Here is a 21,059-nt window from a genome sequence, read left to right on the forward strand (position 1 = left end):
CCGTGACCTCGACTCTCAGTACGGCGATGCGCCGAGCGCTCAAGCGCGCGAACGACGGCAAGACCCTGGACCAGGCCGAGGCGGAGGTCCTGCTGACCGCCTCCGGCGAGGCGCTGGAGACCCTGATGGCGACCGCCGCCCGGGTCCGTGACCAGGGCCTCGAGGACGCCGGTCGCAGCGGGATCGTCACGTACTCCAAGAAGGTCTTCATCCCGCTCACCCGGCTGTGCCGCGACCGGTGCCACTACTGCACGTTCGCGACCACCCCGGGCCGCGTCGAGTCGCCGTACCTGAGTCCGGACGAGGTGCTGGAGATCGCCCGGCAGGGTGCGGCCCTGGGCTGCAAGGAGGCGCTGTTCACGCTCGGCGACGCGCCGGAGGACCGCTGGGACGCCGCCAGGCAGTGGCTCGACGAGGCCGGCTACGACAGCACGCTCGACTATGTCCGGGCGATGGCGGTCCGGGTGCTCGAGGAGACCGGTCTGCTCCCGCACCTGAACCCGGGCGTGATGTCCTGGCAGGACCTGCAGCGGCTGAAGCCGGTGGCGCCGAGCATGGGCATGATGCTGGAGACCACCGCGCGCCGGCTGTTCGAGGAGAAGGGCCAGCCGCACTTCGGCTCACCGGACAAGGACCCGTCGGTCCGGCTCCGGGTGCTGGAGGACGCCGGCCGCTCCAACGTGCCGTTCACCACCGGCCTGCTGATCGGCATCGGCGAGACGATCGAGGAGCGGGCCGACTCGATCTTCGCGCTGCGCCGGATCGCCCGCCAGTACGGCGGGATCCAGGAGGTCATCATCCAGGGCTTCCGGGTGAAGCCCGACACCGCGATGCGCAACGACGCCGATGTCCCGCTGGACGAGTGGCTCGCCGCGATCGCGGTGACCCGGGTCGTGCTCGGCCCGCGCGCCCGGGTCCAGGCGCCGCCGAACCTGGTCGACCTCGACGAGGCGAAGCTGCTGCTGGCCGCCGGCATCGACGACTTCGGCGGCGTCTCCCCGCTGACTCCGGACCACGTGAACCCCGAGCGCCCGTGGCCGCACCTGGACGATCTGGCCAAGCTGACCGCCGACGCCGGCTTCACCCTGCGCGAGCGGCTGACCGCCCACCCGGAGTACCTGCGCGAGCCCTGGCTCGACCCGCGGCTGATCTCGCACGTCGAGGCGCTGGTCGACCCGGCGACCGGCTTGGCGAACGAGGCCGCGATGCCGAAGGGCCTGCCCTGGCAGGAGCCGGACGGCGGCTGGGACTCGGTCGGCCGGACCGACCTGCACACCGCGATCGACACCGAGGGACGGCGGACCGAGACCCGCTCGGACTTCGACGCGGCGTACGGGGACTGGGACGTCCTTCGTGAGGACGTTGCCCAGCGAAAGGCTCCGGAGCGGATCGACGGCGACGTGAAGGAAGCGCTCACCGCCGCCGAGCGCGACCCGGCCGGGCTGTCCGACAGCCAGGCGCTGACGTTGATGACGGCAACAGGTCCGGCGCTGGACCAGCTCGCGAAGATCGCCGACGACCTGCGCAAGGCCGTGGTCGGCGACGACGTGACCTACGTGGTGAACCGCAACATCAACTTCACCAACGTCTGCTACACCGGCTGCCGGTTCTGCGCGTTCGCCCAGCGGCGGACCGACGCGGACGCGTACTCGCTGTCGATGGACGAGGTCGCCCAGCGGGCCGAGGAGGCCTGGGTGATCGGCGCGACCGAGGTCTGCATGCAGGGCGGCATCCACCCCGACCTGCCCGGTACGGCGTACGCGGACCTGGTCCGGGCGGTCAAGCAGCGGGTGCCGGAGATGCACGTGCACGCCTACTCGCCGATGGAGATCGTGAACGGCTCGGTCCGGACCGGGCTGTCGATCGAGGAGTTCCTGATCTCGGTCAAGGAGGCCGGGCTGGACAGCATTCCCGGCACCGCGGCGGAGATCCTGGACGACGACGTGCGCTGGATCCTGACCAAGGGCAAGTTGCCGACGGCAAGCTGGATCGAGGTCATCTCGACCGCGCACAAGGTCGGTCTGCCGTCCAGCTCGACGATGATGTACGGCCACGTCGACTCGCCGCACCACTGGGTCCAGCACCTGCGCACGATCGCGGCGGTGCAGGACCAAACGGGTGGGTTCACCGAGTTCGTGCTGCTGCCGTTCATCCACACCAACTCGCCGATCTACCTGGCCGGCGTCGCCCGCCCCGGCCCGACGTACGACGAGAACCGCGCGGTGCACGCGATGGCGCGGATCATGCTGCACGGCCGGATCGACAACATCCAGTGCTCGTGGGTCAAGCTCGGCACCGACGGCTGCGTCGCGGTGCTCAACGGCGGCGTGAACGACATCGGCGGCACGCTGATGGAGGAGACGATCAGCCGGATGGCCGGTTCCAAGCACGGCTCCCGCAAGTCGATCGAGGAGCTGACCGCGATGGCCACCGCCGCCGGCCGTCCGGCCCGGCAGCGCACCACGACGTACGGCGAGGTCCCGCAGCGGCCGCTCGGCGAGCTCGAACTGGCCTGACCAACCTGCACCACGACGACGAGCGAGGCCCCGCACCGGCGGCCTCGCTCGTCGTCGTTCGTTCGCCGGTCAGCGGGTCAGCTGCAGCGCGACCGTCTTCACCGTCCCGTTGACCTTCACCGACAGCGTGGCCGGTCCGGTCCCGGTGGCGGTGAGCGTGCCGGTGGCCGCGTCGTACCGGAGGTTGTGGCTGGTGGACCAGTCGGCGCTGACCGGGTACGCGACCGGGACGGTCCGGCCGCTCTGGGTCAGCGTCGCCGAGACCTTGGCCGTGGCGCCGCGGCGAAGCGTCGCCGGGGCGGAGACCGTCAGCTCGTCGACGTGCGGGCGGATCTGCGCGGACAGCCAGTTCGGTCCGCCGCGGTCCGGACGCCACCGGGCCTGCGCCTGCTCGCCGGCGCTCACCTTGTCGACCCCGAGCAGGGACCAGCCGGTGAAGCCGCCGTCGTCGGTCCCGGTCGCCGGCGCCTTGCCGGAGTTGCCGTTCACCAAGTACGGGACGCCGTCCACCCGGGAGGCGTGGAACGTTCCGACGTGCCCGCCGATGAAGGCGGCGCCCTTGCCGGTGTCGTGCTGGAAGTCGGCCAGCCACCGCTCGACCATCGCCGCCTCGTGCCGGTCACCGAGCTGGCTGTTCTTGGCCGGCGTGGGGTCGCGCGGCGGGTGGTGCTCGATCAGCACGACCGAACCGATCCGGCGGTCCTTCGCGGCCTCGTCCAGCGCCGTCCGCAGCATCGCCACCTGGTCGAACCCGCCTCCGCGCAGCGTTCCGCTGGCCGTGTTCAAGGTGATGAACCGCGTGCCCTGGTGGTCGAACACGCGCTGCGTCGCACCGAAGTACTTCGTGAAGTTGCTGATCGCCGAGCCCATCACCTCGTGGTTGCCGGGCACGTAGTAGTACGGCACCGAGGTGCCGATCTCCTCGTCGAGGATTCGCTTGGCCAGCTGGAAGTCGGCCTCGGTGGCCTCGTCGACGAAGTCGCCGGCGATCACGAAGAAGTCCGGCTTGGCTGCCTTGATCTCGCGCAGGGTCCGGCGGGCCGCCTGAACCAGCGACGAGTTCGGGTCCCGGGCGACGAACTGCGCGTCGGACATCACCGCGAACCGCCAGTCCCGGCCGTCCACCGACCGGGCGGTCTGCACCAGCCCGTCGCGGACCGGCGGCGCGGCCGGGGCCGTCACCTGCGGCGCGGCCTTGACGTAGACATTGTCGAGCACGACCTCACCGGCGTACTGGGCCGCGGCCTTCGTCTCCAGGGTGTAGATCCGGGTCAGCCGGACGGGCTGCGCGAGTCCCTCGGGGACGGCGAGCTCGACGGCCTGCCAGCCGTTCCAAGTGGCGTACGGGCCATAGATCGTTGACGACCGGCCGGTCGCGTCGACGACGCCGAACGCGGTCCACTCGCCCTTGCCGTGCCCGAACACCGAGACTCCGAAGGCCCGGGCCTGCTCGGTGCCGCCGAGTGGCTGCGGCGCGATCGCGATCGCGTTCCGGGTCAGCGCCGACTGGCTGAAGTCGTAGCTCAGCTTGAGCCCAGCACCGTTCTCGCCCTCGGCCACCTTGCTCACCGACACGGCGGCGCGGGCCGACCCGGCCCGCCACTGCTCGGCAGTGTCGAAGGTGTCGAGCACCCGCTTCTCGACCCCGACCGAGACCGCGACCGACGTCTCGATCCCACCGATCCGGGCGGTGATCACGGCGGCGCCGGACTCCTTGCGCGGGGTCAGCTCGAACCGGCCGTCAGCGGTCGGCTCGACCTGCAGCAGGCTCTGGTCGTACGACAGCCGGACGTCGGCCGGCTCGACCGGCGCGGAGTTGCCGTAGGCATCGAATCCGACCAGCCCGAAGGTCCCGGTGGTGGTGAGGTTCAGCGTCGCGCTCGTCGGGGCCACCCGCTGCACCGGCCCGAGGACCTCCAGGTCAGTACTGCCTCGCCCGCCGGAGGTTGTCGCGCGTACCGTCGCCCGGCCCGGCATCGAGGCCCGGAACACGCCGTCCCGGATCGATCCGTGCGAGGCGGACCAGTTGATCTTCGGCGCCTGCTTCACCGCGCCGTACACCTCGTCGTACGGCGTGGCGGTCAGGGTGCGGGTGGTGCCGGCGAAAACGCGATCCGGACGTCCACCAGGTACCGGGGCGTCGCCCGGTGCGGTCCGCCCGTCGGCGGCCGTCTCGACCCACAGGCCGTGGACCTTGCCGCTGCCCTTGGGCGCCATCACGGCCAGGCCGTTCGGCACCGGCCGGACGACTCCGTCGCCGGGAACGTTGTCCACCTGGACCTTCGTCGTACCGGGCCGGCGGCTGACCATCGTCGTCGAGCCACCACCGTCCAGCTCGACGCCGACGTACGCGCCGCGGGCGGCCAGGATCTTGCCCATCTCGGCCAGCGTCGCGCCACGGCTGTGCGTCAGCCGGTTGCTGTCGATGCTGACGACAACCATCTTCTTGCCGTCGGCCGAGAAGCCCAAGCCGGTCCGGCCGGCGTACGTCACGTCGTCGACCGGCTGCGGCTTGCCGTCCTTCACGAGCAGCGTGTGCACGCCGACCGCGGTCCGGACCGTGCTGCCGTCCGACGTCCGCGGCGTGAACGAGACCGGGACCCGGTCGCCGACCTTCAGCCGGCCGAGCTCGTCCGCACCCGCTTCGCGGCCGACCAGGATCGTCGTACCGGCAGGGATGTCGCCGGTGCCGGCGGTGGTTCCGACCGCCGTCACGAGGTCACCGGCGACGGCGACCTCGGCGACCTTCGTCGCGTCGGCGACCGCGTGCGCACGTGAGTAGCTGCCCCACAGGCTGGTGAAGGCGCCGATCTCGTCCTTGCGGATCACCGGGCTGTTCAGCCGGTCCAGCTGATACGGACCCGCGGTCCCGTCGAACAGCACCTCGAGGACGCGGCCGACTCCCTGCGGGTCGAAAGCGACCGCGGTGTAGGGATCCTCGGACTGCGACTTCACCAGCTGACCGTTCGCGACGGCCGGGCCGAGCGGAGCGCCGGAGTTGTTGATGTCGAAGAAGTCGGCGTTGACCGCGGCGACCGCGCCGGCCTCGTTCGCCTGCTGGTCGATCGGCTTGGTGGCGCTGACCTTGCCGGACGACAGGTAGTCGATCCGCGCGCCCTTGGTCAGGTCGACCGACAACGTGTTGCCCTGCTGCCAGCCGCGATCGTCGAACGTCTCCAACGATCCGGCGGTCACTCCGGGCGCCACCGGACGGGTGCGTTCGTAGGTTTGCAGCTGGGTGGGCGCGGCGGTGGGATCGGCCGCGGGGACGGCGGACGCCGGGAGCAGCAGCGCCGGGGTGGCCAGCGCGAGCGCTATCGGCACGGCCACCAGACGGGACAGGGCAGGCACAACGGACCTCCGGTCGTGAACGATTGACCGGATCAGTCAACAATCCGAAACCTACTTACACCAGAGGCCGGCGGTGAACGATCACCGAATTCGGCAGGCGTCGCCGTTCACTTGTGACGGCGCGCTCACGCAGGGCCTTGCCCCGGTGGTATCGGTCCCCAGTCGCACCGGTACCACCGGGACAAGAAAACGCCGGCCGTGCCGGGCGTCGGTCACCACCTCACTGGCGACCGGCGCCCTGTGCGGCACGACCGGCGTATATCTGTGCCCCGAGAGGGCGGTCGGCCCGAAGGATGGTGGACCGAGTTCTCGTTCCGCGGCCGGCAGGGGAGGTACAGTTCCGGTCGCGGACGGGAGTTCGCGGGTTCCACCAAGAGCCTGTGCCGGCGACCCGTCCGTCGCCGACAACTGAACGTTGTCACGCGAGCCCGGAGCGGGACCATCCCCCGGATCAAACATTTGCATTGGCTTTTCAGAAGGCGACAGACTGTATACATCCAGTCACCGAGCGTGCAGATGTTGCCTGTCGCAACAAGTAAAAAGCTTGTGTGCTTGATGACCTGACTGGGCGGGATCCCCGCCCAGCAAGGCGGTTGAGCTCAGTACGGGTAGGTGTCGTCGCGCCGCGTCGGGTCCATGTCCCACAGCGAGAACTCGACCACCTTGTGGGATTCCTCACCGCCGGCCGGGCTCAGGCCGACCGTGTCGTAGTCCTTGGAGCCGAGCCCGTCGAGGTAGCCGAGCAGCTCGAACGCCGACCGGGCGTCCTCGATGTCGTCGATCACGTCGTCGTTCTGCGCCTCGTCGGCCCGGCTGCGCACGTAGGCGACAAACGCCTCCGGGTCGGTCACCACGAAGTCGTAGCGGGCCTGGTAGCTCAGCCGCAGCCCGTTCTCCGGGACCAGCGGCTCGTCCAGGTCCGCGACGCCCTCGACCAGCTCGCGGTAGTCGGCCGGGTCGTCGAAGTCGTCCGGCCCGAGCGGCACGTCGTCCAGCTCGTCGGGGTCGTAGGAGTCGATGCCCAGGAAGATGTCGCCCCAGCCGCGCTCGTGCACCGCCTCGGCCAGCACCCGGGCCTGCACGCGGACGTTCTCGATCGCCGTCGTCGCCCGGAGGTCGTGCAGGTCGAGGGCGTCGGCCTGGGCCAGCAGCACCTTGGCCAGTTCGCGGGCGGCCTCGGCGGCGGAGGCGGGCTCAAGCGGCTCACTCATGCTGCGACCGTACAACCATCGGCACCTCGACCGCCGCGCCCGGTACGCCGAACGCGTCGACCAGGTCGGTCGCGTACGTCCGGATCCGCCCGCACAGCTCGTTCACCAGCGCGGTGATCGCCTTCGAGCGCGGCCCGGACAGCCGGCCGTGCTCCATGAACCAGGCCCGGTCGTTCTCGATCGTGGACAGCGCGTGCAGGTCGTACAGCTCCTTCAGCCGGTCCCGCACCTCCCCCTCCGGCGCAGCCCGTACGGCGTGCTGGAACGCCTCCAGCACGACCCGCTCGACGTGCGCCCGGCCGGCCGCGATCACGTGGTCCTGGCACCGGTTGAACACCTCGAACGCCTCGTCCCCGGCGTCGATGCCGGCCCGCAGCCGGCGCGCGACCCCGGCCAGCATGTGCTGCTCGCGGAACTGCAGCAGCCCGGAGTGGTAGTCGTCGTCCCGCAGCCCGGCGTCCGGATCGGCGGAGTCCGACCGGTTCGGTACGACGTCCCGCAGCCGCTCGACCAGCATCCGCAGGGCGGTCTTCTCCACCGCGATCTCGACCGCCTGCCCAGCGATGAACCGGGCGGTGCCGAGCGGGTCGAGCTTGCCGAAGGACTCGCGGTAGTCGGTCAGCAGTCCCTTCGCGACCAGCTGCAGCAGGACCGTGTTGTCACCCTCGAACGTGGTGAACACGTCGGTGTCGGCCTTGAGCGCGGACAGGCGGTTCTCGGACAGGTAGCCCGCGCCACCGCACGCCTCGCGGCACATCTGGATCGTCTCGGTCGCGTGCCAGGTCCCGAGCGCCTTCGTCCCGGCGGCCTGCGCCTCCAGCGCGCGGCGGTCGTGCTCGCCCGGCCCGACCCGGCCGTTCTCGCCGTCCGCGGTGTCTCCGGTCCGGCCGCGGACGGCATCGGTCTCGTCGGCGCCGAAGATCCGCGCGAACTCGTCGACCAGCTCGGCCTGCGCGAAGTGCAGCGCGTAGGTCCGGGCCAGCAGCGGCAGCAGCCGGCGCTGGTGCATCCGGTAGTCGAGCAGCAGCGCCTCCTCCGCGCTTCCCGGCGCGCCGAACTGCCGCCGGCCGTCGGCGTACCGGATCGCGATCGTCAACGCGACCTTGCTCGCGTTGATCGCGGCGCCGCCGACCGACACCCGGCCCTGGACCAGCGTGCCGAGCATCGTGAAGAACCGCCGGTCCGGGTTCTCGATCTCGCTGCGGTAGGTGCCATCGGCATCCACCTGCGCGTATCGGTCGAGCAGCGCCTCGCGCGGCACCCGGACCTGGTCGAACACGATCCGCCCGTTGTCCACGCCGTTCAGCCCGAGCTTGGGACCGCAGTCGCTGATCGTGACCCCGGGCAACGGTTCGCCGTCGTCGGAGCGGATCGGCACCAGCAGGCAGTGCACCCCGTGCGTCCGGCCGCCGACGACCAGCTGGGCGAACACCGCCGCCAGCTTGCCGTGCCGGGCCGCGTTGCCGATGTAGTCCTTGCGCGCCGACGGGGTCGGCGTGTGCACGACGAACTCACCGGTCTCCGCGTCGTACGTCGCGGTGGTCTCCAGCGCCTGGACGTTCGAGCCGTGGCCGGTCTCGGTCATCGCGAAGCAGCCGAGCAGGTCGCCGGTGAGCGCGTCGGACAAGTAACGGTCGTGGTGCTTCTCGGTCCCCAGGTGCAGGATCGCGCCGGCGAACAGGCCGAACTGGACGCCCGCCTTCACCATCAGCGACAGGTCGCCGTACGCGAGCGTCTCGAAGCCGGCGATGAACCCGCCCAGATCGCCCTGGCCGCCGTACTCCTTCGGGAAGCCGCGCGACGGGTGTCCCTCGGCGGCGATCTCCTTGAGCGTGGCCAGCACCTGGTCGCGGTACTCGTCGCGCGACAGCCGGAGTCCGGCGTCCAGCAGGGAAGCGTGGCTCGCCAGCCCGTCCCGTACGACGTCGCGTGCGGCCTTGTGCGGCCCGTCCAAGTACTCGCGCAGCCCGGTCATGGGTCCAACCTATGCCGAGGGTTGCCGAAAGCTCAGGAAAATCGGGAGTGAGTTACCGCATCTGCGGCTCTAGAATGGCAGGCATGCCGAATTTGCGGATCAGTGAGGCCGCCGCGCTGCTCGGGGTCAGTGACGACACCGTCCGGCGCTGGATCGACAACAAGCGGCTGCCGGCCACCGAGCAGGGCGGCCGGATGGCGGTCGACGGGCGCGCGCTGGCCGCGTTCGCCCAGGAGCTCGCGGACTCGCCGGAGGCCGGGACGACAACGGCCGCCTCGGCGCGCAACCGGATGCGCGGCATCGTCACCCGGGTCGTCAAGGACGGCGTGATGGCCCAGGTCGAGCTGCAGGCCGGGCCGTTCCGGGTCGTCTCGCTGATGAGTCGCGAGGCCGCCGACGAGCTCGGCCTGGAGCCGGGCGTCGTCGCGGTCGCCTCGATCAAGTCCACCCATGTCGTCGTCGAGATCCCGGAGGGCTAGATGTCGCGTCGTACCAGCGCAGCGGCCGTACGCCGTACTGTCGCCGCCGGGCTGGTCGCGGTCGCGGCCCTCGGGCTCGCCGCCTGCGGCTCCGACTCCCAGGCCGGCTCGGCCAGCGGCGGCGCCTCGGTGTCCGGCACCGTGAACGTGTTCGCCGCGGCCTCGCTGACCGGCAGCTTCACCCAGCTCGGCAAGGACTTCGAGGCGGCCCACCCCGGCGTCAAGGTGGTCTTCAACTTCGGCGGCAGCTCGGCGCTCGCGCAGCAGATCAACCAGGGCGCACCGGCCGACGTCTTCGCCTCGGCCGCGCCGAAGAACCTGGACCAGGTGACCGAGAAGGGCACCGCGACGACGTTCGCGCGGAACAAGCTCGAGATCGCGGTCCCGAAGGGCAATCCGGGCAAGGTCACCGGGCTGGCCGACTTCACCGACGCCGACCGCAAGATCGCGCTCTGCGCCGAGCAGGTGCCGTGCGGCGCGGCCGCCCAGAAGGTGTTCGCGGCGGCGAAGCTGACACCGCAGCCCGACACCCTTGAACAGGACGTCAAGGCCGCGCTGACCAAGGTGAGCCTGGGCGAGGTCGACGCCGCGCTGGTCTACCGGACCGACGTACTGGCAGCCGCGGACAAGGTCGAGGGCATCGACTTCCCCGAAGCCACGCAGGCGGTCAACGACTACCCGATCGCCACGCTGACCAAGGCACCGAACGCCGACGGCGCCAAGGCCTTCGTCGACTTCGTGCTGTCGGAGCAGGGCCGGAAGGTCCTGACCGACGCGGGCTTCGAAGCGCCGTGAGTGCGCGAGCCCGCGCGAGGACGGGCGGCAGGCGAAGGACAGGCGGCCGGCTGCCGTTGGTCCTGCTGCTGCCCGCTCTGCTCGGGCTCGCGTTCCTGCTCGTCCCCCTGGCCGGATTGCTTGCCGAAGCGCCGTGGTCGACGTTGCCGTCCCGGCTCTTCAGTGCCGAGGTCGGTCAGGCGTTGCGCCTGTCGTTGCTCTGCGCCAGCGTCGCGACGGTCGTCTGCCTGTTCCTCGGCATCCCGCTGGCCTGGCTGCTCGCTCGCTCCGAGCTTCCTGGTCGGGGTCTGCTGCGCGCACTGGTCACCGTTCCGCTCGTGCTTCCGCCGGTGGTCGGCGGGGTCGCGTTGTTGCTCGTGCTCGGCCGGCGGGGGCTGATCGGTGAGCGGCTGGATCTGTGGTTCGGGTTCAGCCTGCCGTTCACGACGGCCGGCGTGATCGTCGCGGAGGCGTTTGTCGCGATGCCGTTCCTGGTGATCTCGGTCGAGGGCGCGCTGCGGGCCGCCGATCCGCGCTACGAGGAGGCCGCCGCGACCCTCGGGGCCGGCCGATGGCTGACCTTCCGCCGGGTGACCTTGCCGTCGATCGCCCCGGGCATCGTGGCCGGCGCGGTCCTGTGCTGGGCGCGCGCGCTCGGCGAGTTCGGCGCGACCATCACGTTCGCGGGCAACTTCCCCGGCCGGACGACGACGATGCCGCTGGCCGTGTACCTGGCGCTGGAGACCGATCCCGAGGTGGCCGTCGTGCTGAGCCTGGTGCTGCTGATCGTGTCGGTCGTCGTGCTCGCGAGTCTGCGCGAACGCTGGATCAGTGGTCTGCGATGACGCTGCACGCCGAGCTGCACGTACGCCGTACCGGCTTCGAGCTGCGACTGGACCTGACCGTCGAGCCCGGCGAGGTCGTCGCCGTGCTCGGCCCGAACGGCGCCGGCAAGACCACGGCCCTGCGCGCCCTGGCCGGGCTGCTTCCGCTCGACGCCGGGCGGATCACGCTGGACGGGACCGTCTGGGACGAGCCGCCCGGGACGTTCCTGTCCGCCGACCAGCGCCCGATCGGCGTCGTCTTCCAGGACTATCTGCTCTTCAACCACCTGAGCGCGCTGGAGAACGTCGCGTTCGGCCTGCGCGCCCGCGGCGTCGACAAACGCGTCGCCCGCACCGAAGCCGCCCGCTGGCTCGACACTGTCGGCCTGACCGACCAGGCCAGGTCACGCCCCCGCGCCCTGTCCGGCGGCCAGGCCCAACGCGTCGCTCTGGCCCGAGCGCTCGCCACCAACCCCGACGTACTGCTCTTGGACGAACCGCTCGCGGCCCTCGACGCCGGCACCACCCTCCACATCCGCGCCGAGCTCGGCCAGCACCTGTCCCGCTACGCCGGCCGCACGCTGCTGGTCACCCACGACCCCCTCGACGCGATGGTCCTGGCCGACCGCCTCGTCATCGTCGAACACGGCCAGGTCGTTCAAGAAGGCTCACCCAGCGAGGTCGCCCACCGCCCCCGCACCGACTACGTCGCCCAGCTCGTAGGCCTCAACCTCTACCGAGGAACCGCCGACGGCCACACCGTCCACCTCACCACCGGCGGCACGGTCACCATCGCCACCCCCGCCACCGGTCCGGTCCACATCTCCTTCCCGCCCTCAGCCATCAGCCTCTACCCCGACCGCCCCACCGGCAGCCCCCGCAACACCTGGCCGGTAGTGGTCACCGGCATCGAACAACACGCCCACACGGTCCGCGTCCGCCTCTCCCCCGCCCCCGGCTCCCCCGCCCCCACCGACCTCCTCACCGACGTCACCCCCGCCGCCGTCGCCGAACTCGCCCTCACCCCCGGCCACCCCCTCTGGGCCACCCTCAAAGCCACCGAAACCCAGACGTACCCGAGCTGAGCGATCCCAAATCAGTGCTCGGGCAGGAGCCAGAGATCAGGGGCATCCACAAACCCAACGGTCTGACGGTCGGGTGTGACGGTGATCTTCAAAGCCTCCACACCAGGCGAACCAGCATCGCGCCAGGCTTTCACCGCACCTTCAACGGCATCCCATAATCTTGCCGACCCGCCCTGTACGACGGTGCCCTCGGCAACCGAAACGACGGCGTAGGCATCGTTCACGCTGTCCACGAGGTAGATCAGCGGTAGTCCCTGGTCGTCCATCCCGCTCGCCTGCTGGACGTTCGGGACCGAGAGTTGCGTGAGCAGCCGTCCCACCCGTTCGTCGAGGATCGCGCTCGAGATCGAGACGTCGGACACAACCTCGTCCGGCCGGCCGGTCCGAATCTCCGCGACTCCCGGGGGCGCGTGGCGTCGGGCCGGCATGAACGATGCCGGGTCGTCCAGGAACCATCCTTCGGCACGGCCGTTTCCCATGACGTCAAGACGAGCAAGTGCGAACGCGCTGAGCCAACCCGACAGGGTCAGCAACACCTTCCCGCCCGGCTTGGTCGACGAAATCCACGGTCGCGGCACATGCCTCAGCGAGCAGGCAGCAATCACGCGGTCGTAGCCCCGGCCAGGCCCCTCGGGCAGCCCATCCAGACCGTCAGCGACTTCCAGCCTCGGGAAGTATCCGACCTGCGACAGTGCGCTCCTGGCATTCGAGACAACCACCGGATCCACATCGATCGACGTCACCCGATCCGCCCCCAGCCGCTCGCACGCAAGCGCCGTGGAATATCCGGTGCCGGTGCCGACTTCGGCCACTGCTGAACCGTCGTCGACAGGCAGGTTCTCCCACATCCGTACGACGAGACTCGGCATCGTGGCCGACGAGGTGGGCGTCCCCGGGACCGCGACAGCAGTGTCCTCCGGCCGGATCGATCCATCGAGTTGCGTGACGAGCGAGTCGTCGGCGTAGATCTCCGTGAGTCGCCCTTCGGGGGCGGCGCCGTCGTCGAGCACCGGCTCCCAGATGGATCCGCCCGAAGCGGCCACCTGCCGAAAGTACTGCTTCAGGAACACCTCGCGGGGCACGCGCTCCAGCGCGGTACGCCACTCGGCAGTTCGCAGGTCTCCCGTTCGTGCCAGCCGCTCGGCCAGCTGCCCACGAAGCTTGAGACTCGAATCGGTGTCCTCCATAGGTGAGTGCTCCTCCTGTTCAAGCTACGAGCAGATCGGCAAAAGCACTGGCAATCGGCAGTCCTGTTTCGGACGCCATCCAGCCCCACTCTCCGGCTGGATTGCACTCGTACCACCACCACGTCCCGTCGAGCGCGTCGATGCCGAAGTCGAAGCACCCGTACGCCAGACCGAACCGCTCCAAGTACTTCGTGAGCAGATCGGCCAGACCAACTGGTGGCTCGACCACGGAGTATCGCTGAATCAGGTCGTAGTTCTCCCGCCAGTCGGTCAGCGGAGAGTCGATCCGTACGCAGAAGACGGTTCGTCCGACCACCGTGACCCGGACGTCGGCGGCTTTGTCCACGCGTGCCTGGAACAGGTGCGGCGTCGTCGCGAGGGACTCGTCCAACTCGCTCGCCGAGACGGCGCGAACCCAGATCGTTCGCGCTTCTTCGCCCTCCTGGTAGTCGCTCGACCACAAAGGCTTGTACACCGCGACACCTTGTTCCTCGACGAACTGCCGTGCGTCGTCGAGACGGTTCGTCACCACGGTCGGCGGTACCGCGAAACCCAACTCCGAGGCCGCCGCCAGCTGTGCCGGCTTGTACTCCGCCGCCATCTGCCGACGTGGGTGATTGACCTGGCGGCAGCCGGGCAACGCGGCCAGCACACCACCCAGACCGAATCTGACCTGGTCCTTCGAAAACAGCGCATCCTGGGGACTGAGTTCCTCGAATCGCGGCAAGGACGGACGCCGGTAGTAGACGGCTCGAACAGCTGACAAGTCGGCTTCGCGGGACCCTGTTCGCAACGATCCACCAACCGGCGGACGGCCGAAGTGCGCCGTCAACGCCACTGACCGCGGTAGGTCGGCGAGATCGAAACGCACCACGGGCACCCGGCGCTCGTTGAGCTCGCCGATGACCAGGTCCGCGGTGGTGTCTTCGCCGGTGACGACCAGCACCGTGTCACGCAGCATGTTCAGTCCCGTTCGGCGTCGGGATCGGTGCCGTCCTGGGTCTGACGCCCGTCGAGATTGGTCATCCGCGGCGTACGAGTGTTGCGGATCGAACCATGCTTCGGTCCGGCGACGATCTCACCGGTGGCGTCGAAGTAGATCCCCAACTGGGTCTGCGGATCGACGGCGTAACCCGCCGGGATCAACCGGCCGGTGGACACGAACGGACGCATCCGGGTGAGTCCCCAGGGGCGGGCGACACGTACAGGCTGCATGACAGCTGACCCTTTCGTGGTGGGCGGGGCCGGCGCCGGTTGCAGGGCTGTTCACAACGCCGGCCCCGCCGATCGAGGAGGACACAGCTCAGTCAACCGCCGGCCCCGATCCACGGTCAGGTGCAAAGACCGTGCAGTCGGCATCGATCCGTGCAGAACCCGTGCACTCCACGCTGAAGTCGTCGCCGCCACGGCTGCATCGGGAGGCGTCGTCCGGCTACTGTGAGTAGACGATCCTGGTACGCGGAGAGGTGCATGAATTCGCCCAACGAGTTGTTCGCCGCGGTGATGGCTGAGGCCGGCTGTTCGAGGAGCGCTCTGGCCAGAGACGTTCGCGAGCTTGGCGCGGCCCGCGGGCTGACCGATGTGCGCTGCGACCACGTGGATGTCGGCCGTTGGCTGAAAGGGATGATCCCCCGGGGTCAGAAACCTGCTCTGGTCTCGGAGGCGCTCGGTCGCCGCCTGAGCCGGGCGTTGACGGCCGGTGAACTGGGATTCACCGACGGCCCGCCGTTGACGCTGGCACTGAGCTTCTCGGGTTCTCGGGACGCGGCGGTGTCGACCACACGTACGCTCTGGACGGAAGACTTGAAACGCTCCGACTTCCTTCGGGCCACAGTCACCGGCGGCATGCTCACCACCGCCATGGCGCGGTGGTTGCTGGCGCCACCCACCGACCCGCCGTACCGAAGCGGCAGCACCGGGCGGGTCGGTTCGGACGACGTCGAGGCGGTACGCGCGACGCTCCACCTCTTCGAGCGGCTCGATCACCAGTTCGGTGGTGGGCATGCCCGCACGGCCGCGGTCCAGTACCTCACCGACGCCGTGACCCCGCTTCTTCACGCGAGCTACACCGACGTGACCGGGCGCCAACTGTTCTCGGTCGCTGCGCAGTTCACCTACAAGACCGGAGCGATGGCTTACGACGTCGGACTGCACGGCTTGGCCCGCCGGTACTTCGTCCAGGCACTCGACCTGGCGCATGTGTCCGGTGATCGGCCGCTCGGAGGGAAGGTGCTGGCTCTGATGAGTCATCAGGCGAACTTCCTCGGGGAGTATCAGGAAGCTGTGGACTTCGCGAGAGCGGCGGCACTGGGCGCTAGCACTTCGGCCACCCCGCGGGTCCGGGCGATGTACGCCGCGATGCAGGCCCGCGGGCTGGCGAGCCTCGGTGACAGACGCAGCTGTCTTCGGATGATGAAGGCGGCCGAAACCGACTTCGCCAAGTCTACGGAGGCGGACGAGCCGGACTGGATCGGGTACTTCGACCACGCCGAACTGCAGGACGAACTGACCCATTGCTTCACGGCGTTGCGGGCGCCGCGTGAAGCCGAGCGGCACGCGATTCTCGCTCTTGGTGAGGATCCTGAGATGCACCCGCGAAGCCGCACGTTCTGCCGCATCTCGCTCGCCACTTCCTACCTCGACGCGGGTGAGGTTCCGAAGGCCTGTGCCACCGCCAGTGAGGCGTTGGCCGCGGCCGGCCGGATCAAGTCGGCGCGGGTTCGCCGGTACGTCCGGGTCTTCGATCGGCGGCTGGACGCCTTCGGGGCTCAGAGGTCGATCGGCGAGTTCAGGGAACGCGCTCGCACGATTCTGGCTCCGGTCGCCTGAGCGTCAGGCGCCCGGCGTCCAACTTCTGGACGTGGCCGGGTGGCGGAGGGAGTGGATGCGTCGTTCTGCCTCTGCCCGGAGGCGAGGCTCGCGGGCGAGGCGGCTGAGGAGCCAGACGGTCATGCGGAACTCCCTCAGGGCAGCGAACACCCCGAATCCGGTCCAGTGCCGGACATCCCGGCCGTATGCCTCGACGAAAGCGTCGTACTCGGCGTCGGAGTACCAGCCGAGTCGTTGGTACACAGCAGGGACGACCAGGTCCCATTCGGGCGGGCCGACGCTGAAGCGTTCGAGATCGAGCAGGACGGCCACACCGTCGGCGCCGCGGATGGCGTTTTTGCGGTTGGCGTCGCCGTGGATCACGCGGGAGACCGAGTCAATGGTCACCTTTGTGTAGTCGTCGCGGAGCCGAAGGAGTCGGTGGGCGAGGAAGGTGCGATCCTCCTGGGTCAGTTCGGTTCCCGCCGCGGTGAGGTGTTCATCCAGGCGGACGAACGGGTCGAGCGGTGGGATCTCGAAGTCATTGGGCAACGGCAGATCGTGGAGCTGCCGCAGCAACGCGCCGAGCTCCGCCGTACTGGCCATGACCGCCTCGGGCACCTCATGCCAGAAAGTCACCACGTACGCCGCGGCGATCACCGGCTGCTCGATCGACTCCACCGGCCTGACTGCGGGCAGTCCCTGCGCGGCGAGCCATCGCCCGGCAGCCACCTCCCGCCTGGCCCGGTCCGCGTCCGCGGACGCCGTGACCCGGGCGACGATCTGCCCCGGCAGCCGGAAGACGGCGTTGTCGGCGACCGGACCCATCAGCTCGGCCGCCGAGCTGTCGAGGCCGAACCCCGGAGTGATTGCCTGGAGAGCCGCGAGGGCGGCCGCTTGCTCGAGCACCTGGTCACCCATGTCCGAAGTGTGTCATCGAGCTCAGATGCTGTCCGCCTGTACCCACTGCGCCGCACCGTTCACGAAGTTGTTGCCTAGCGCAACAGTGGGATCGGCGGATACTGGGGTGAACCGGGGTCGTGGCGGGAGGAGGAGCGTCGTGAGCGTGCCGAGTGTCGGGTGGCGGGAAGTGGTGGGGGCGGACGAGGAGGAGCGGCACCGGCGGCAGGCGGAGTTGTTCGGGGAGCTGCAGGCGCGGAAGTCGGCGGAGTTCGGGGGCGGGCGGGCGTTGCATCGCAAGCAGGTGGCGGCGTTGCGGGCGACTTTGACGGTGCCGGCGGAGCTGCCGGAGTACGCGCGGCAGGGGCTGTTCCGGGTGCCGGACAAGTACGACGCGTGGGTGCGGTTGTCGAACGGCGGGTTCAACCGGGCGCCGGACAGTGTCCCGGACATTCGCGGGTTCTCGATCAAGGTGTTCGGGACGAGTGGGCCGGCGGCGCTGGGTGGGGAGGCGGTGTGCCAGGACTTCGCGCTGATCAACCACGAGCGGTTCAGCTCGGCGACCAGCGAGGAGTTCACCACGATCGTCACGCTGGCCGGTGAGACCAAGGGCCGGCTGTTCTCGGCGCTGGTCAAGAAGCCGAGTCTGTTGCCGCGGCTCACGAAGGTCAGGGACGCGCTCCGAGTGCCGTTCTCCGGGTTCGCCACCCAGGACTTCTTCAGCGCCGCACCCATCGCCTTCGGCCCGTACGCCGTCCGCGTGCGGCTGCAGGCGCTCGCGGACGACACCGACACCGACCGGGAGCCGCCACCCACCGTCGCCGATCCCGACGCGACCGACTGGGCCGCCGACATCTTCAACCGGCTGGCCGCCGCTCCGCTCGACTACGACGTCCAGGTCCAGTTCTTCGTCGACGAGCGGCGGACCCCGATCGAGGACGCCTCGGTCGCCTGGGACGCGCCGTACGAGACGGTCGGCCGGCTCACCCTCCCGCGGCAGAAACCGGACCCGGCGCTCGCCGAGGAGATCGACGCCGCCGTCTTCGACCCCTGGAACGCGAAGGCCGAGCACCGTCCGCTCGGCGAGGTGATGCGGGCCCGGAAGGTCGCGTACTTCGCCAGCCAGCAACAGCGTCACGCCCACTGAAACTCCGGCACGATCAAATCCACGCAAAGTTACGGCCTGTTACCTGGTCGGCACGCATCGACATGATGTAACGGCGCTTTCCCCGCTCAAAGTCGCGTCGACGTCACGAAGAGTGTTTATTTACTCACTCGTAGCACGTGAGTTCTTCACGGTCGACTGGTGACGTCATGCACTACGCCGACCCCTCTCCCACTGCCCAAGATTCTCCGGGGCACCGACGAGAGAGGGGGACGAACCACCATGGAGAGCTACGAGCTGTACTGCCTGGCCGACCGGCGGTTCTACGACACCCCGTCCAGCGGTGACACCCATCCGGACTTCGCCCTCGCTTCCCGTCCGGTCCCGGACGGCTGGGACCACGTGCCCGGCGAGATGTGGATGCACTACGCGCCGAGCGGCCTGAAGCTGCCGGCCCAGGGCTGGAAGATCCACGTCTCGGCCGGCCTGGCCGACGCCGAGCGCACGCTGGCCGCGATCTGGGACTACTGCGTCCCGCGCGGCATCGCGTTCAAGTTCCTGCGCAACGAGCCGGTCCTGGTGATGGTCAACTCGAAGTCCGCCCCGCGCGGCTCAAGCGGCAAGCTCGTCACGATCTACCCGACCGACGACGACCAGCTCGAACTGGTCCTCAAGGAGCTCGACGACCTGCTCGACGGCGTCCAGGGCCCGTACATCCTCAGCGACCTCCGGTACGCCGAAGGCCCGCTCTTCGTCCGGTACGGCGCCTTCGTCAGCCGCTACACGCTCGACCCGGCCGGTGAGCGCGTGCTGGCCATCGAGGACGACCGCGGCCGGCTCGTCCCGGACCACCGCGGGCCGACCTTCAGCACGCCGCCGTGGGTCACGTTGCCGTCGTTCCTGCAGACGCACCTGGACGCCCGCAACGCGGTCACCACCAACGACCTCGCGTACACGATCGAGGGCGTCATCCAGTTCTCCAACGGCGGCGGCGTCTACGTCGGCCACCACAACGAGACCCAGGACCGGGTGGTGCTCAAGGAGGGCCGCCCGCTGGCCGGGCTCGACATGGCCGGTCGCGACGCGGTCGCCCGGATCGGGCACGAGCGGGACATCCTGCAGCGCCTCGACGGCCTCGACGTCGTCCCGAAGCTGCACGACTACTTCACGCTGGGCGACCACCACTTCCTGGTCCAGGAGTTCGTCGACGCGAACCCCCTGCAGCGTGAGCTCGTCCGCCGCTACCCGCTGACCCGCCCGGACGCGACCGAGGCCGAGCTCGCGGCGTACGCCGAATGGGCGGCCGACATGGTCGGACAGGTCCAGCGGGCGGTGGGCGAACTGCACGGCCGCGGCGTGGTCTTCTGCGACCTGCACCCCGACAACGTGTTGCTGGGCACCGGCGATCGCCTTGTGCTGATCGACTTCGAGGTCGCGACGCTTGCCGAGGACCAGGCCCGATCCGCACTCGCCCACCCGGGCTACGCGGCACCCGGCGACCGGCAGGGCGCGGACGTCGACCTCTACGCGCTGGCCTGCATCACGCTCGGCCTGTTCGCGCCGCAGGCAACAATGCTGCTGAATCTCCATCCTGGTAAGGCTTTCCAGCTCGCCGACATGGTGCACGAGACCTTCGGCGTGCCCAGGGCGACGCTCGACACCGCGGTGCGGACCATCGTGGGCACCGACGTCGACGAAGACCCGGCGATGGCGTCGCTGCCGCTGCCCGGCCGCGCGCCCTGGACCGAGGTCCGCGCCGCACTGACGAAGGCGATCGTGGCCAGCGCAACCCCGGAGCGGGACGATCGGCTGTTCCCCGGCGACATCGCGCAGTTCCGGTCCGGTGGCGGGATCAACCTGGCGACCGGGGCGGCCGGCGTGCTCTACGCGCTGGCGAAGACCGAGGCGGGCCGCTTCCCGGCGTACGAGGACTGGCTGCGCGAGCGCGCCCGGACCACGGAGATCGGCCCCGGCCTGTACGACGGGCTGCACGGCGTCGCACACGTGCTCGACGAGCTCGGGCACCGCCAGGACGCGCTCGACGCGATCGAGCTGACACTGGCCGACGACCTCGACAGCCGCGAGCTGGGGCTGCACTCCGGTCTCGCCGGGATCGGGCTCAACCTGCTGCACTTCGACGAGCCGGGGCTGCGCGGTACGGCGACCCGCGTGCTCGACCTGGTCGCGGACCGGCTCGGCGACGTCACCGACGTACCGGAACTGAGTGGCGAAGGGAAGCCGCGGGCCGGACTCATGTACGGCTCGTCCGGTCCGGCGCTGCTCTTCCTGACGGCGTTCGAGAAGACCGGGGACACCGGACTGCTGGACTTCGCGGAGACCGCCATCCGGCAGGATCTGCGGCGCTGCGTCCGGACGCCGGAAGGCATGCTCCAGGTGAACCAGGGCTGGCGTTCGCTGCCTTACCTGGAAGAGGGCTCGGCCGGCATCGCGCTGGTCCTCAGCCGCTACCTGCAGCACCGGCCGGACGAGGAGCTGGCCGCCGCGCTGGCCGAGCTCCGCCTGGTCACTCGCTGCTCGTACTACGTGCAGCCCGGCCTCCTGATGGGTCGCGCCGGGATGCTGCTCGCCGCCGCCGAGCTGGGCGAAAACACCGACGCCCTGGTCCGCGGACTCGGCTGGCACGCGCTGCCGTACGAGGGCGGACTGATCTTCCCCGGCAACCAGCTGCTCCGGCTCTCGACGGACCTGGCGACCGGATCGGCCGGCGTCCTGCTGGCCCTGGGAACCGCGCTGCACGAGCGGCCGGTGTCCCTCCCGTTCCTCGGACCTCCCCAGTGGTCCGAGTCCCTGTCCCGACGACGTCCTTCGAAGGAGGTGTAAACA

General features: G+C 69.8%; 15 protein-coding genes. 8 read left to right on the forward strand and 7 right to left on the reverse strand.

Annotated elements, in window-relative coordinates; all coding sequences use genetic code 11:
• Positions 1–26: 26 nt before the first annotated feature.
• A complete protein-coding gene (locus tag ACQPXM_RS37955; protein ID WP_432951166.1) occupies positions 27–2,516 on the forward strand; it encodes a bifunctional FO biosynthesis protein CofGH in 2,490 nt (829 codons plus the stop codon).
• A 69-nt stretch (positions 2,517–2,585) separates the two neighbouring features.
• On the opposite strand, the gene ACQPXM_RS37960 is transcribed toward ACQPXM_RS37955, so the two are convergent.
• The 3 genes from ACQPXM_RS37960 to ACQPXM_RS37970 all read right to left on the reverse strand — a co-directional run bounded on the left by ACQPXM_RS37960 (position 2,586) and on the right by ACQPXM_RS37970 (position 9,053).
• Positions 2,586–5,846 (reverse strand): phosphodiester glycosidase family protein, encoded by a 3,261-nt coding sequence (locus ACQPXM_RS37960; protein WP_432942816.1) that lies wholly within the window; start codon positions 5,844–5,846, stop codon positions 2,586–2,588.
• 620 nt (positions 5,847–6,466) lie between these two features.
• Positions 6,467–7,078: a hypothetical protein gene (locus tag ACQPXM_RS37965; RefSeq protein ID WP_077018888.1), complete on the reverse strand. Its 612-nt coding sequence runs from the start codon at positions 7,076–7,078 to the stop codon at positions 6,467–6,469.
• On the reverse strand, positions 7,071–9,053 hold the full coding sequence (locus ACQPXM_RS37970) for an acyl-CoA dehydrogenase family protein (RefSeq protein WP_432942817.1): 1,983 nt from the start codon (positions 9,051–9,053) through the stop codon (positions 7,071–7,073). The genes ACQPXM_RS37965 and ACQPXM_RS37970 overlap by 8 nt, the downstream gene beginning before the upstream one ends.
• A 74-nt stretch (positions 9,054–9,127) precedes the next feature.
• Here ACQPXM_RS37970 and ACQPXM_RS37975 point away from each other — a divergent pair, with 74 nt between their 5' ends.
• Genes ACQPXM_RS37975 through ACQPXM_RS37990 form a run of 4 tightly spaced genes read left to right on the forward strand, consistent with a single transcriptional unit; the run spans position 9,128 to position 12,215 of the window.
• Positions 9,128–9,532 (forward strand): TOBE domain-containing protein, encoded by a 405-nt coding sequence (locus ACQPXM_RS37975; protein WP_432942818.1) that lies wholly within the window; start codon positions 9,128–9,130, stop codon positions 9,530–9,532.
• Positions 9,533–10,327, forward strand: a complete 795-nt coding sequence (gene modA / locus ACQPXM_RS37980) for a molybdate ABC transporter substrate-binding protein (protein WP_432942819.1) — start codon at positions 9,533–9,535, stop codon at positions 10,325–10,327.
• Between the two features lie 50 nt (positions 10,328–10,377).
• Positions 10,378–11,151 (forward strand): molybdate ABC transporter permease subunit, encoded by a 774-nt coding sequence (gene modB, locus ACQPXM_RS37985; RefSeq protein WP_432951168.1) that lies wholly within the window; start codon positions 10,378–10,380, stop codon positions 11,149–11,151.
• Positions 11,148–12,215 carry an ABC transporter ATP-binding protein gene (locus ACQPXM_RS37990; RefSeq protein WP_432942820.1) on the forward strand — a complete coding sequence of 356 codons (1,068 nt, stop codon included), beginning with the start codon at positions 11,148–11,150 and terminating at the stop codon, positions 12,213–12,215. Before modB ends, ACQPXM_RS37990 begins: the two co-directional genes overlap by 4 nt.
• A gap of 11 nt (positions 12,216–12,226) precedes the next feature.
• Here ACQPXM_RS37990 and tgmC read toward each other — a convergent pair whose 3' ends face one another.
• From tgmC to tgmA, 3 genes are read right to left on the reverse strand one after another with little or no spacing between them, the layout of a single operon-like run.
• The gene (tgmC, locus tag ACQPXM_RS37995; protein WP_432942821.1) at positions 12,227–13,402 is read right to left on the reverse strand and encodes an ATP-grasp peptide maturase system methyltransferase; all 1,176 of its coding nucleotides are present in this window, start codon (positions 13,400–13,402) and stop codon (positions 12,227–12,229) included.
• Between the two features lie 19 nt (positions 13,403–13,421).
• Entirely contained in the window at positions 13,422–14,363 is a 942-nt protein-coding gene (gene tgmB, locus ACQPXM_RS38000; RefSeq protein WP_432942822.1) for an ATP-grasp ribosomal peptide maturase, read from the reverse strand.
• Between the two features lie 2 nt (positions 14,364–14,365).
• The gene (tgmA, locus tag ACQPXM_RS38005; RefSeq protein WP_432942823.1) at positions 14,366–14,617 is read right to left on the reverse strand and encodes a putative ATP-grasp-modified RiPP; all 252 of its coding nucleotides are present in this window, start codon (positions 14,615–14,617) and stop codon (positions 14,366–14,368) included.
• Between the two features lie 630 nt (positions 14,618–15,247).
• Here tgmA and ACQPXM_RS38010 point away from each other — a divergent pair.
• Positions 15,248–16,231: a hypothetical protein gene (locus ACQPXM_RS38010; protein WP_432942824.1), complete on the forward strand. Its 984-nt coding sequence runs from the start codon at positions 15,248–15,250 to the stop codon at positions 16,229–16,231.
• Between the two features lie 3 nt (positions 16,232–16,234).
• Here ACQPXM_RS38010 and ACQPXM_RS38015 read toward each other — a convergent pair whose 3' ends face one another.
• Positions 16,235–17,131 (reverse strand): phosphotransferase family protein, encoded by an 897-nt coding sequence (locus ACQPXM_RS38015; protein ID WP_432942825.1) that lies wholly within the window; start codon positions 17,129–17,131, stop codon positions 16,235–16,237.
• Positions 17,132–17,270: 139 nt separating this feature from the next.
• Here ACQPXM_RS38015 and ACQPXM_RS38020 point away from each other — a divergent pair, with 139 nt between their 5' ends.
• Entirely contained in the window at positions 17,271–18,257 is a 987-nt protein-coding gene (locus tag ACQPXM_RS38020; protein WP_432942826.1) for a hypothetical protein, read from the forward strand.
• A gap of 240 nt (positions 18,258–18,497) precedes the next feature.
• Positions 18,498–21,056, forward strand: a complete 2,559-nt coding sequence (gene lanKC / locus ACQPXM_RS38025; RefSeq protein WP_432942827.1) for a class III lanthionine synthetase LanKC — start codon at positions 18,498–18,500, stop codon at positions 21,054–21,056.
• Positions 21,057–21,059 lie beyond the last annotated feature (3 nt).

Source organism: Kribbella sp. CA-253562, assembly GCF_050942265.1.
Taxonomy (GTDB): domain Bacteria; phylum Actinomycetota; class Actinomycetes; order Propionibacteriales; family Kribbellaceae; genus Kribbella.